Raw genomic sequence first — 12233 nt, forward strand, 5'->3', positions numbered from 1 at the left:
TAATGCGGAATAAAAAATGAGGAAAATACGCTATTCTTTAATTAAAGAGTAGCGTATTTTTATGTACAAAATGAAATAGGAAATAGATAGGAGTATAGACATATGAATAGCCTATTTTAAAGAAGAACCACGAAACTATATTGACAAAAAAGCGTTCTCATGTGATAATTCAATTAATTTTTAGAATAATCAAAAAATATTCCTTTTACATAGAAAGGATTCGAACCTTATATGAATATTATGCCGGGGGTGACGAAATGTTATTTTTTCTGAAGAAATGGAATGAATTAAAAGATGTGAAATCTGAATTGGCACTTCGTGATTGGTTTTATGGTACCAAAATTAGCTTATCGCTATGTACGTCAAAAGAGCCGTTAACATTCTTAGTAAATGTTGAAGGAAGAGATAAAGGGCTATTTTCGGAAGAAGATTTTATTGTCGTAAATTGCATGTGCGAGTCAGTATTTGAAAATGAAGAAAAACCAGCTGCAGAGTCATTTATGCATGCGGATATTTATAAAAAAAGTAGTGCAGGATGTATTTTACAAGTGCAGACTGTAGATAGTCATTTAATATCAGAGTTATATGGGGAAGAAGGAGAAGTAACGTTCGATAAACGCAGTGTGGAGCGTGTTTTCGGAAAAGAAGGTATAACAGAAATGACAATTCCAATTGTAGAAGATGAAAAAAAATTCGCTGATTTATTAGAAAGGAATGTTCCGAATTTCATTGAAGGTGGAGGAGTAGTTCTTGTTCATAATTACGGCATGATTGTGTGGGGAAAAACGCCAGAAGAGGCGAAAAAATGGCTAGAGGGTATAGAATATTTAATGAACTATCATGTAAAGTTATTAATGATTAAGGGGGCAAGGAGCTCTGTTATATAAAAATGGATGTGATATAGCTACAAGTTAATAAATAAATGAAAGCGTTTTAAAAATAATTTCACTCATAAAATATAGGTCTCCTTATTATATATAGATTACATGTTGACATGTAAGGAGGAACATATTTTGCGAGTTAAATATCATTTTCTGCCAAAGCAGCAAGTAACATTTTGCAAAATAAATGATTCTGGTGAAGAGGCACTGCAAATGATGAACGAAACGGGATTTCGAGCCATCCCGGTATTAGCAGAAGATGAGAAGAAATTCACGGGGATTATTTATAAAGTAGATTTATTAGAAAAAAAATGCAATAGCGGATTAGAGCATGTAAGTGCAGGGGATATGCTCGACGATTCCAATGCATTTATTTTTGAAAAGGATTCCTTCTTCAGAGCCTTTTATGTAATTCGTCGGCTTCCGTTTTTAGCCGTGCTAAATGATTATAATGAATTTGTCGGTATGTTAACGCATTCGAATATATTTGATGTTATTGAAGATTCATTTGGTATGCGAACAGGTGGTTATATATTAACAATTGCAACACAAGATTGTAAGGGAACGATTAAAGAGCTTGGGACATTGTTAAAAGCATATAATATCGGTGGCCTATTTACGCTAGATAACGGTGATCAATATATCCGCCGCGTTATTGTAAATATATCAGATGAGTTAGATGAAACAAAATTAAAGCAATTAATCGGAAAAATAGAGAAAAAAGGATTCAGAGTGAGTCACGTAGATTATATTTAAGTTAAAAAGAAAAGTACCTATCTGTTATATATAGATAGGTACTTTTTTGTCCCACTATTTGTGGGTAGTAAAATCCACGCCTCAAAATTTGGTGAAAGCAAAGAAGTTAGGTGGGCGGGTGTTACCTGTAAAAGCCCAATTGGTGAGGGCTGATTATATGTGAGTAATGAACTTTATTTTGAAACAGGAGGCGGGGATAATGCTAGATCAGATAAGAAAATAAAGTCTGCATGCTCACGAATTTTAGGGATAGAAGTTTCAATAACGCGTGATGTAATTTCACCTGGGGGGCCCACATGCCCGATAGCTACCATAATAGGTTTTTCTTGAATTTTTTTGATGAGTAATTGGGCTTGTTTTGAAATATGTCCTGCTGTATACACATCATCAAAAAATAGTTGGTTTTCAATAATAGGAACTCCTAATTCTTTTCCGATTTTTGGGACGACACTATTAGGATTCGTTTTACTATCTAAGTAAAATAAACCGTGTTTTTTACAAGCAGCAAGTATAAGGCGAACAATTCTTTCATCCGCTGTTACTTTTGACCCCATATGATTGTTCATTCCAATTGCATGCGGTACTTCTTGAATGGCTTGTTCAAGTCGGTTGTTTATTTCTTCATCGCTTAAATCAGTTGTAATTGCTTTCGGCCCAAGCCATTCTTTTTTACCTTTTATAGGTTCCATTGGCATATGTATAATAACTTCATGGCCTTTCTTATGGGCAGCTATTGCGTCTTCTTTTGTGGAAGGAAGAAAAGGCATAACAGCAACAGTGAGTGGAATGGGAAGTGATAACATTTGATTAGTCCCCTTCATATTATTACCGAAATCATCAATGACAATAGCAACTTTATTCGTATGAGCATTTGCTTGAATAGGAAATAAGAAAGACGGTAAAAACAAAACAATGATGAATAATGCAATCGTATATTTTCGCATATAAATATTTCCTTTCTATTGTTATCCTGCTATTTGTGGGTAGTAAGACTCCCACCTCAACATTGGGCTGGATAGGTGGGAGATTCACTGCCTACCCGATTGGTGAATGCTAATTATCAGTGGGGGCTGAACAAAAAAACACTGATTAAAGTTTCACTTTATCAATCATCATTATGTTTTGCTTTTTTATATAAATTAAACAAAAAATGTCGAAGAAAAGTAGGTGGAAAATTAAGAATCCCCGGTTTACGTAGAATTTATAAAAAAAGAAGATGAAAAAAATGTCTATTATTGCGAATGTATTTACAAAGATAGAATAATTTGTAATAATTCTCAAAGTGAGGGTAAAGATTTGTAAATTACAGGGAGAAAATGTTAAATTTTCTGATTCTTCAAATTTGCATATGATTAAGTAGTTAAAAAAAGTCAATGGAGAAGTGAAGTTAAGAGCATGGAAGTATAATAAGGGGGATATGGATGTTTACTGTAAAAAGGAAGTACACATTAGAAAAGCTTTCACGTGATATTCATATGAAACGTGAAGAAATGATTCAACTAGGATTAACAAGTGGGCTAAATAGTAGGGAGACAATTCAAGTTAGTCAAGAATTGGACAAGCTTATTTTACAATATCAATGTTATAAAGAAAAACAAACACCGAAATGGTTTTCAATTATAAAAATACCTATTTTCCAAATCGGGTATGAAGGAAAATCAAATAATTTTTGGCGAATGCTTGTGGCTGGTTTTATGAAATAAGTATAATTACCCTTATAGGATAAGGATAATTATACTATGTGTAACGGAATTTCGATATGAACTGTCGTTCCTTCATTTTCTGTACTGTCGATAAAAATATGCCCATTATACATCTCTACAATTCGTTTACATATGACAAGTCCAAGACCTGTTCCAGTATCTTTATTAGTAAAGAACGGATGAAAGAGGTGTTTTTGAATATGTTGCGGAATCCCTTTTCCAGTATCTGTAATATGCAGTTGTGCGTGTGTTTCATTGTTTTTTACTACAATGGTTAGTGTATCATTAGAAGTCATGGCCTCAATTGCATTTTTGGTAATGTTTAAAACCACTTGTTTCATATGGTCTTTCGAACAACGGATATGAACAGGATGGTCTGGCAAATGTAAATGGAATACAATGTTATGTAAATTCGCCTCAGATTGAATAATTAATGCTACCTCATTTAGAATTGTTCTTACATCATATGTTTGTTCGATGATGGCGGTTGGCTTTCCTAGAATAAGAAATTCACTTACAATTTCATTGATTCGCTCTATTTCTTGTTCAATTACGGAAAAGTAGAACTGATCTTGTTCATCTTTATATTTCTCTTTTAATAGAGCGACGAGTCCTTTAATTCCAGTAAGAGGATTACGGATTTCGTGTGCTGTACTCGCTGCAAAAGTTCCAACTAATTCAATTTTCTGTAGTTCATTTTGTTGTCTTTCAAGTTTTGTTTGACGTTTTAACAACATATATTGAGCAAGCAAAAATAAAATAGACATTAAAAATAAAGTAGCTATACACTCTATTGCAACCCACTGGTATAAGGTTTTTTGATGAATGGGTAATGGAGAAACAGAGACCTTCCAATTTAATCTTTGGAGTGGGGTAGTAAGCATATTAGAATGCGTATCACTTGTGTCGTTATTATCATCGGTTAGAAAAACTACATCATGTTTATCAGTTACCTCAAAATGGTATTGTGGTTTAATGGCATTTAAAGAAGAGGAAATGTAATCAAAGCGTAAACTAGCTAATAATAATCCTGAGAGCTCCTTCTGTTTATTAAATATGGGGGCAGCAATCATAATAGCTTTATGTCCAAGAACGCGATCAGTAATGACTGATGATACAGTGGTTTTTTTAGTTTGGAGCGCGTCTTGAATATATTTACGGTCTGAAACATCTATAGGCTTTGATTCATCTTCAGATGCGATTGTAATGACTCCTTCTGGTGTAGCGTAATATAGACCAGAAAAGCGTGCATCGTTTCCATCTGTATCATGTACAATTTGTTTAATGCCATTTATATTACCAGTCTCGGTGCCTACAACTTTTGCAAGCATGTCTAAAGCAGAAATTGCTTCACCAAGATGATGATCCAAATAATCTCTATATAAAAAGAGAACTGTATGAGCAGATAATTTGTTTTCCTGTTTCATTTTATATGTATGATACGAATAAAATGTAGCACCAATCCCTATTGTCGGTAGGATAACAAGCAATATATATATAATTATGCTTTGGAATTTGACTTTCAAATGTGGTACTCCTTCTTTTTTTATTATCATTATATATAAACTATGTTAAAATTGTCATGTTTTTATTCAAGAATGATTTTTAATATATTAGGGGAGAGGAAATGGATGAGTGAATGCTCATTCGGAATTCACATGAAGTATGAAGTGGTATTTTCTTTTTATTGCTGAGAATTTAAGTGAAGGGTTGAAAGTTGTATGACATCAAATAATGAACGAGAAGATATTTCTCAATCTTTAAAAGTATTTATTGCATTATCTCGTGTACATCGTTCTGTTATGGATACTACAAATAAATCTATACAAAGTAACGGGTTAAATCCAACTGAATTTGCTGTATTAGAACTGCTATATCATAAAGGCGGTCAACCACTCCAGCAAATTGGTGAGCGCATTTTAATAGCTAGTGGCAGCATTACATATGTTGTAGATAAGTTGGAGAAAAAGGGATTAGTAAAGAGAATCCCATGTCCGAATGACAGACGTGTTATTTACGCGCAATTAACTGAGTCTGGCGAGAACTTTATTGCTTCTATTTTTCCGGGGCATGAGAAAGTTATACATCAGTCTTTTGAAATGTTAACGAAAGATGAAAAAGATGAATTACTTGATTTATTAAAAAAAATTGGGAAGTATGAAAAATAATATGTTCCAAAGGAGCTTTGGATAAATAAATCCAAGGCTTTTTTATTTGTAATGAACTCATGGCAGTCACTGCCGAAATTTGTTGAAAATTAAGAGGGGATTCGAGAATACGTATTGAATTATAATAAAGGTATGTAATGGAGAGGAGGCTCGTTCATGTCATTTAAAGACTATGAATATAAACGCCCAAATATTGAAGAGTTAAAAGAGAAATTTACTGTTGCTTTAGAGAAGTTTGATAACGCAAAAACTGTAGAAGAACAAAAACAAGTCATTCATTCAATTAATGAGATTCGCAACGATTTTGGTACAATGGGAAACCTTTGTTACATTCGCCATTCTGTTGATACGACGGATACTTTTTATAAGGAGGAGCAGGATTTCTTTGATGAATTCTCTCCAGTTGTACAAGGATATGGTACAAAATATTATAAGGCACTCATTAATTCTCCATTTCGTGAAGAATTAGAGGCGTATTATGGAAAACAATTATTTGCTCTAGCAGAATGTGATTTAAAAACATATTCAGATGAAGTCGTGAAAGATTTACAATTAGAAAATAAATTATCATCGCAATATACACAGTTATTAGCATCTGCAAAAATTGACTTTGCTGGAGAAGAAAGAACGTTATCGCAACTGATTCCGTTTATGCAAGGAAAAGAAAGAAGCGAACGTAAAGCAGCAAGTGAAGCATACTACGGATTTTTAGCTGGAAATGAGGAAGAACTAGATCGTATTTATGATGAGCTTGTTAAAGTGAGAACGAAAATCGCAAAATCTTTAGGTTTCAAAAACTTTGTTGAACTTGGATATGCAAGAATGTGCCGTACAGATTATAATGCGGAGATGGTGGCTAATTACCGTCAGCAAGTGCTAGATTATATCGTTCCCGTTACAACGGAATTAAGAAAGCGACAACAAGCACGTATCGGTGTAGAGAAGTTAGCTTATTACGACGAAAACTTTGAGTTTGCTACAGGTAACCCAACTCCAAAAGGAGATGCGGATTGGATTGTTGATCATGGAAAGACAATGTATAAAGAGTTATCGGTTGAAACAAATGAATTTTTCAATTTCATGCTAGATAATGATTTATTAGATTTAGTTGCGAAAAAAGGAAAAGCTGGTGGCGGATATTGTACATATATTGAGAATTATAAAGCGCCATTTATTTTCTCAAACTTCAATGGAACATCTGGTGACATTGATGTATTAACACATGAAGCAGGTCATGCTTTCCAAGTATATGAAAGTCGTAAATTTGAAATTCCAGAATATAATTGGCCAACATATGAGGCATGTGAAATCCACTCTATGAGTATGGAATTCTTTACATGGCCATGGATGAAGCTATTCTTTGAAGAAGATGCAGATAAATATTACTTCTCTCACTTAAGTTCAGCACTTCTGTTTTTACCTTATGGTGTATCTGTTGATGAATATCAACATTATGTATATGAAAATCCTGAAGCATCACCTGAAGAGCGTAAGACAGCATGGCGTAACATAGAGAAGAAATATTTACCACATCGTGATTATGAGGATAATGATTATTTAGAGCGCGGTGGTTTTTGGCAACGTCAAGGGCATATTTATAGCTCACCGTTCTATTATATTGATTACACGCTTGCTCAAATTTGTGCGCTACAATTTTGGAAACGTGCAAGAGATAATAGACAAGAGGCTTGGGAAGATTATGTGAATCTGTGCCAACAAGGTGGAAGTAAATCGTTCTTAGAATTAGTAGAAGTTGCAAATTTAACATCACCATTTGCTGAAGGCTGTGTGAAAAGTGTTATTACAGAAATTGAAGCATGGTTACATGCGATTGACGACACAAAATTGTAAAAAACATGCGCTTTTTTTCACATGTTTAACATCGACATAATGGGAAAATGATGAGATAATAAAAGAAAATTCAGAATACTAAAGAGGTGTTTCTAATAAGGAGCACCTCTTTTCACAAACAAAAGGGGGGAACAAGTATGCTTCAATCTAATATGGATGTAAGTTTAGAAAGTTTAGTAAACTCATTACAGTCTACTCGAAGCACGCTATTATCAGAAATTGAAATGTTAAATGACACAGAAGTGAATGTAAAGCCACGCCGTGATAAATGGAGCATTATTCAAATTTTACACCACTTGCATTTAGTTGAACAATCTGTCACGTCTGCCCTTGTATATGCTTTACAAAAAAAGGAAAGAAACATGACTCCATTTAAAGACCTCCAACTTACGCTTGATCGCACACATAAACGAGAAGCTCCTCAGCAAATGCAACCAACAGAAACTTTAATGAAAAAACAGCAAGGAATTCAATTGCTAGAACATTCACGCCAAGAACTATTACACGCGCTTCATAGTGTTATAGATGAAAAAGATCTATTTGAAAATGGATTAAAGCATCCTGTTTTTAATGATCTGAATTTGTATCAATGGGTTCAATTTCTTGATTTGCATGAACAAAGACATCTTACGCAGTTAAAAGAGGCGAAACATGCAATTTTGCAACGCTAAAGTGGAAGAAGTGGGAAACCACTTCTTTTTTGATACGTGCATAGTTTTCTTTCTTATTTTGGAATACTACATGGAGAAAGAAAAGAAGGAGTTGAAAAAACATGTCTAAGAAGAAGCGAGAAGAAGAGCGCGCCTGGAAAGCACGTAAAGAAAATCAACAACCGCACGGAAAAGTGAAAGCTTTTGCTGAATTAGTTGAAGGAACAGAAAAAACGTGATGAGTATTTCATCACGTTTTTTGTATGAGTGGAAAAGTTAATAAAAAGGTTGTACCGATTCCTTTTTCACTTATAATATCAATTTTTCCATTCATAGCTTGAACAACACTGAATACGACCATCATTCCAAGTCCAGTACCTTTTTCTTTCGTTGAATAAAAAGGAGAGCCAAGACGTTTTACTTGTTCTGAATCCATACCGACTCCTGTATCTTTTATATATAACTGAATATGCTTATGATCAGGAACTAATGTGAAATAAAGATCACCGCCTTTTGGCATAGCCTCAATGCAATTTTTAAAAATATTTAATAAACATTGATTTAGTTTTTGCTTTTCTCCAACGATAAAAAAAGAAGTGCTTTGCTTTATATAATGAGTACGTACATTTGTTAAATTAGCAAGCGGTGTAATTAACGACAATGCATGTAGTAATTCTTCTTCTAACTGTAATGTTTGTTCTTTTTCAATGCTTGGTTTAGCAAAGGTTAAATAATCTGTAAGAACATGATTTGCTTGTTCGATGCCATTAATGGCAATGTCGATATATAATTTTCGTTCCTGCTCAGTGCATGTATCTGATTGTAACAGTTGTAAAAAACCTTTCGTTGAAGTTAATGGATTGCGAATTTCATGAGAGATAGACGCTGCCATTTCACCAATTAAATGAAACTTTTCAGCATTTATAAGTTCGTTTTGGAGACGAACTTGAGTTTGTAATATGTGTAGTAAATATAGAATTAGAATCGTACCAAGCATTGAACATAATTCATACACAATAATATGCGGTATATAATCAGTCTTATTTGTAACCTTTGAAAGGAAGAAGGGTATCCAACTAAATCCGTATGTGAGACTGTAGATAATAGCAAGTGTTATTTTTATACGATTAGAAGTTCGATTGAAAAATTTATATGTTAATAATAGAACAATAAATAGAAGAACAGAACCGATAAGAGATGGGAAAACACCTACCCCACCTAATAATAAGCGATATATGTTTAATACAACTAAGATAGAACCACCAGCAATAGGCCCTCCCGTTAATGTACCGACAATTAATACAATATGGCGCATATCAAATTGAAAACCATTATTTGTTTTTGCTGCAAATGTAATACAGAGTACGGTAGCAAGGCAACAGAGTACAATGAATATAGCTGAATTTAATTTAGGAGAGCGTTTCCCTTTTTGATTCCAAAATAAATGATATACGAGCATTGTAATCAGGATGAATAATATATTTAAAAAGAGATAAATAATAAAGGATTTCAGTGGGATGCCTCCTCTCTTCTTAGATTAAATTAATCATACTATAAAATGAAAGAAATGAAATAATAAATAGCGGAAAAATCAGAAATTTTTACGCTAGTATACAATATGTTACAATAAGCTGTGTCAATGAAAGAAGAAATTCCGTGCATCGCGCGGGAGAGGTTCGCGAACTCCCTCTATAAAAAACTATGGAAACAACAATATCCTTAGGTATTGTTTTGTTTTTTTATTGTGACAGTTCAAGAACGTTCTTTCTTCTTATTTATAGTAGAGAAGGAGAATGAGTGAAATGAAAAAAGAAAAAGCAGTTGTTGTTTTTAGTGGAGGACAAGATAGTACGACATGTTTATTTTGGGCAATAGAGCAGTTTGCAGAGGTAGAAGCTGTAACGTTTAATTACAATCAACGTCATAAGCTAGAAATTGATTGTGCAGCGGAAATTGCAAAAGAACTAGGAATAAAGCATACGGTACTAGATATGAGTCTATTAAATCAACTTGCTCCAAATGCGTTAACGAGAACGGATATGGAGATTACACATGAAGAAGGTGAATTGCCATCGACATTTGTAGATGGACGAAATTTACTCTTCTTATCATTTGCTGCTGTATTAGCAAAACAAGTTGGAGCACGTCATATTGTAACGGGTGTATGTGAAACTGATTTCAGTGGTTATCCAGACTGCCGTGACGTGTTTGTGAAATCGTTAAATGTTACTTTAAATTTATCTATGGATTACCCGTTTGTCATTCACACGCCACTTATGTGGATTGATAAGGCTGAAACATGGAAATTATCAGATGAACTTGGAGCATTTGAGTTTGTTCGAGAAAAAACATTAACATGTTATAACGGAATCATTGGTGATGGTTGCGGTGAATGTCCAGCATGTCAACTTCGTAAAGCAGGATTAGATACGTACCTACAAGAACGCGAAGGAGCGAATAACTAATGGATAACTTTTTTGGATTTCGCATCGTAGAGAATTTGCAAAAAATGGACAAGGATATTCAGCGTAAACAACTCAAATACCATAATAAAAGAGTAATGGTCAGCAAGGAATTTACATTTGATGCAGCACACCATTTACACTGTTATGAAGGGAAATGTAAAAACTTACACGGTCACACATATAAAGTTGTATTTGGAATTAGTGGATATGTAAATGAAATAGGTCTTGCAATTGACTTTGGAGATATAAAAGAAATTTGGAAAAATGAAATCGAAATTTATCTAGATCATCGTTATTTAAACGAAACGTTACCTGCAATGAATACGACTGCTGAAAATATGGTCGTTTGGATTTATGAAAAGATGGCAGAAGCACTAACAAAAGAGAATCGAGTGAACGAATATAAAGGAGCTCGCGTTGAATTTGTTCGTCTATTTGAGACGCCGACTAGTTATGCGGAAGTAAGACGGGAGTGGATGCTTGATGAGTAAAATCCCTGTCTTAGAAATATTCGGTCCGACTATTCAAGGTGAAGGAATGGTTGTAGGGCAAAAAACAATGTTTATTCGTACAGCTGGTTGTGATTATAGCTGTGCTTGGTGTGATTCTGCTTTTACGTGGGATGGATCAGCTAAAGATCAAATTAGACAGATGACACCAGAAGATATTTGGGATGAGCTTGTTGCAATTGGAGGAGAAAATTTTTCTCATGTTACGATTTCAGGTGGAAATCCGGCATTGCTGAAAAATATTGAGTTTCTTCTTTCTATATTAAAAGAAAATGGAATGCGAACGGCAATTGAAACGCAAGGGAGTAAATGGCAAGATTGGTTACTTCAAATTGATGAGGTAACAATTTCTCCAAAACCACCAAGTTCAACGATGAAAACAGATTTTCATAAGTTAGATGCTATTATTCAGAAACTAGCAGGAAAAGATATTAGTTTAAAAGTAGTAGTATTCGATGATCATGATTTTGAATATGCAGTTAAGATGCACGAACGTTATCCAAAGGTACCATTTTTCTTACAAGTAGGAAACGATGATACAAAAACAGTGGATGATGCGATGCTTATAAAAAATTTATTAGATAAGTATGAATGGCTGATTGATAAAGCTGTAAATTGTAAAGAGATGAATGATGCAAAAGTATTGCCTCAGCTTCATGCGTTAGTATGGGGAAATAAGCGCGGCGTATAACGAGAAGGGATGTTTAAAATGACAGGAAGATTAGATGAAGATTTAAAAGATGTAACATTACTAGGGAATCAAAATACAAAATATTTATTTGAATATAGCCCAGAAATATTAGAGGTATTTGATAATAATCATCCAAACCGTGATTATTTTGTAAAATTCAATTGTCCTGAATTTACAAGTTTATGCCCGAAAACAGGACAACCAGATTTTGCAACAATTTATATTAGCTATATTCCAGAGCAAAAAATGGTAGAGAGTAAATCTTTAAAGTTGTATTTATTTAGTTTCCGCAATCATGGTGATTTCCACGAAGATTGCATGAACGTTATTATGAACGATTTAATTAAATTAATGGATCCGCGTTATATTGAGGTATGGGGGAAATTCACACCACGTGGTGGCATTTCAATTGATCCATACTGCAACTACGGGCGCCCAGGTACGAAGTATGAACAAATGGCTGACTACCGCATGATGAACCACGATCTATATCCGGAAACAATTGATAATCGTTAATAGAAAGAAAGGGCCTGTATAGTATACAGGCCCTTTCTTTCTA

Annotated in this window: 14 protein-coding genes and 1 riboswitch; of the genes, 11 read left to right on the top strand and 3 right to left on the bottom strand. The window is 33.9% G+C overall.

The genetic code is table 11. From position 1 onward, the window contains the following. Nucleotides 1–257: 257 nt before the first annotated feature. Nucleotides 258–887: a class II aldolase/adducin family protein gene (locus tag ABWK52_RS23490; RefSeq protein WP_000896005.1), complete on the top strand. Its 630-nt coding sequence runs from the start codon at nt 258–260 to the stop codon at nt 885–887. 126 nt (nt 888–1013) lie between these two features. Next, complete coding sequence (gene cbpA, locus ABWK52_RS23495; protein WP_001264207.1) at nt 1014–1637, top strand: cyclic di-AMP binding protein CbpA; 624 nt, start codon at nt 1014–1016, stop codon at nt 1635–1637. Between the two features lie 173 nt (nt 1638–1810). Here cbpA and ABWK52_RS23500 read toward each other — a convergent pair whose 3' ends face one another. After that, entirely contained in the window at nt 1811–2581 is a 771-nt protein-coding gene (locus ABWK52_RS23500; protein WP_001234107.1) for a divergent polysaccharide deacetylase family protein, read from the bottom strand. A 477-nt stretch (nt 2582–3058) separates the two neighbouring features. On the opposite strand from ABWK52_RS23500, the gene ABWK52_RS23505 reads away from it, so the two are divergent. Then, entirely contained in the window at nt 3059–3340 is a 282-nt protein-coding gene (locus ABWK52_RS23505) for an aspartyl-phosphate phosphatase Spo0E family protein (RefSeq protein WP_000495536.1), read from the top strand. A 29-nt stretch (nt 3341–3369) separates the two neighbouring features. On the opposite strand, the gene ABWK52_RS23510 is transcribed toward ABWK52_RS23505, so the two are convergent. After that, nucleotides 3370–4866, bottom strand: a complete 1497-nt coding sequence (locus tag ABWK52_RS23510) for a DUF3149 domain-containing protein (RefSeq protein WP_000865053.1) — start codon at nt 4864–4866, stop codon at nt 3370–3372. A 195-nt stretch (nt 4867–5061) separates the two neighbouring features. Here ABWK52_RS23510 and ABWK52_RS23515 point away from each other — a divergent pair, with 195 nt between their 5' ends. The 4 genes from ABWK52_RS23515 to ABWK52_RS23530 all read left to right on the top strand — a co-directional run bounded on the left by ABWK52_RS23515 (nt 5062) and on the right by ABWK52_RS23530 (nt 8248). After that, nucleotides 5062–5508, top strand: coding sequence for a MarR family winged helix-turn-helix transcriptional regulator (locus tag ABWK52_RS23515; protein ID WP_000203336.1), 447 nt, complete (start codon nt 5062–5064; stop codon nt 5506–5508). 156 nt (nt 5509–5664) lie between these two features. Continuing rightward, nucleotides 5665–7359, top strand: coding sequence for a M3 family oligoendopeptidase (locus ABWK52_RS23520; protein ID WP_098541372.1), 1695 nt, complete (start codon nt 5665–5667; stop codon nt 7357–7359). Between the two features lie 137 nt (nt 7360–7496). Further along, nucleotides 7497–8030, top strand: coding sequence for a DinB family protein (locus tag ABWK52_RS23525; protein ID WP_000941970.1), 534 nt, complete (start codon nt 7497–7499; stop codon nt 8028–8030). 101 nt (nt 8031–8131) lie between these two features. Then, nucleotides 8132–8248, top strand: coding sequence for a DUF6254 family protein (locus ABWK52_RS23530; RefSeq protein ID WP_000038355.1), 117 nt, complete (start codon nt 8132–8134; stop codon nt 8246–8248). Between the two features lie 11 nt (nt 8249–8259). Here ABWK52_RS23530 and kinB read toward each other — a convergent pair whose 3' ends face one another. Then, nucleotides 8260–9468 (bottom strand): sporulation sensor histidine kinase KinB, encoded by a 1209-nt coding sequence (gene kinB, locus ABWK52_RS23535; RefSeq protein WP_098541374.1) that lies wholly within the window; start codon nt 9466–9468, stop codon nt 8260–8262. A gap of 206 nt (nt 9469–9674) precedes the next feature. Continuing rightward, a riboswitch (PreQ1 riboswitch) is annotated at nt 9675–9718 on the top strand. A 93-nt stretch (nt 9719–9811) separates the two neighbouring features. Between kinB and queC the strand changes: the two genes are divergently transcribed. Genes queC through queF form a run of 4 tightly spaced genes read left to right on the top strand, consistent with a single transcriptional unit; the run spans nt 9812 to nt 12190 of the window. After that, nucleotides 9812–10474 carry a 7-cyano-7-deazaguanine synthase QueC gene (queC, locus tag ABWK52_RS23540; protein ID WP_000711595.1) on the top strand — a complete coding sequence of 221 codons (663 nt, stop codon included), beginning with the start codon at nt 9812–9814 and terminating at the stop codon, nt 10472–10474. Further along, nucleotides 10474–10965: a 6-carboxytetrahydropterin synthase QueD gene (queD, locus tag ABWK52_RS23545; protein WP_000368414.1), complete on the top strand. Its 492-nt coding sequence runs from the start codon at nt 10474–10476 to the stop codon at nt 10963–10965. The genes queC and queD overlap by 1 nt, the downstream gene beginning before the upstream one ends. Beyond that, nucleotides 10958–11674 (top strand): 7-carboxy-7-deazaguanine synthase QueE, encoded by a 717-nt coding sequence (queE, locus tag ABWK52_RS23550; protein WP_000036298.1) that lies wholly within the window; start codon nt 10958–10960, stop codon nt 11672–11674. Before queD ends, queE begins: the two co-directional genes overlap by 8 nt. Nucleotides 11675–11692: 18 nt before the next feature. Continuing rightward, entirely contained in the window at nt 11693–12190 is a 498-nt protein-coding gene (gene queF, locus ABWK52_RS23555; RefSeq protein WP_001986050.1) for a preQ(1) synthase, read from the top strand. The last annotated feature ends 43 nt before the right edge of the window (nt 12191–12233 follow it).

Source organism: Bacillus sp. AP50 (genome assembly GCF_040492675.1).
Lineage (GTDB): Bacteria > Bacillota > Bacilli > Bacillales > Bacillaceae_G > Bacillus_A > Bacillus_A cereus.

Excerpts from the sequence above, each read along its gene's own strand:
- ABWK52_RS23490 (WP_000896005.1), top strand. The coding sequence starts at position 258 with ATGTTATTTTTTCTGAAGAAATGGAATGAATTAAAAGATGTGAAATCT.
- ABWK52_RS23500 (WP_001234107.1), bottom strand. The coding sequence starts at position 2,581 with ATGCGAAAATATACGATTGCATTATTCATCATTGTTTTGTTTTTACCG.
- ABWK52_RS23505 (WP_000495536.1), top strand. The coding sequence starts at position 3,059 with ATGTTTACTGTAAAAAGGAAGTACACATTAGAAAAGCTTTCACGTGAT.
- ABWK52_RS23515 (WP_000203336.1), top strand. The coding sequence starts at position 5,062 with ATGACATCAAATAATGAACGAGAAGATATTTCTCAATCTTTAAAAGTA.
- ABWK52_RS23520 (WP_098541372.1), top strand. The coding sequence starts at position 5,665 with ATGTCATTTAAAGACTATGAATATAAACGCCCAAATATTGAAGAGTTA.
- ABWK52_RS23525 (WP_000941970.1), top strand. The coding sequence starts at position 7,497 with ATGCTTCAATCTAATATGGATGTAAGTTTAGAAAGTTTAGTAAACTCA.
- ABWK52_RS23530 (WP_000038355.1), top strand. The coding sequence starts at position 8,132 with ATGTCTAAGAAGAAGCGAGAAGAAGAGCGCGCCTGGAAAGCACGTAAA.
- kinB (WP_098541374.1), bottom strand. The coding sequence starts at position 9,468 with ATGCTCGTATATCATTTATTTTGGAATCAAAAAGGGAAACGCTCTCCT.
- queC (WP_000711595.1), top strand. The coding sequence starts at position 9,812 with ATGAAAAAAGAAAAAGCAGTTGTTGTTTTTAGTGGAGGACAAGATAGT.
- queD (WP_000368414.1), top strand. The coding sequence starts at position 10,474 with ATGGATAACTTTTTTGGATTTCGCATCGTAGAGAATTTGCAAAAAATG.
- queE (WP_000036298.1), top strand. The coding sequence starts at position 10,958 with ATGAGTAAAATCCCTGTCTTAGAAATATTCGGTCCGACTATTCAAGGT.
- queF (WP_001986050.1), top strand. The coding sequence starts at position 11,693 with ATGACAGGAAGATTAGATGAAGATTTAAAAGATGTAACATTACTAGGG.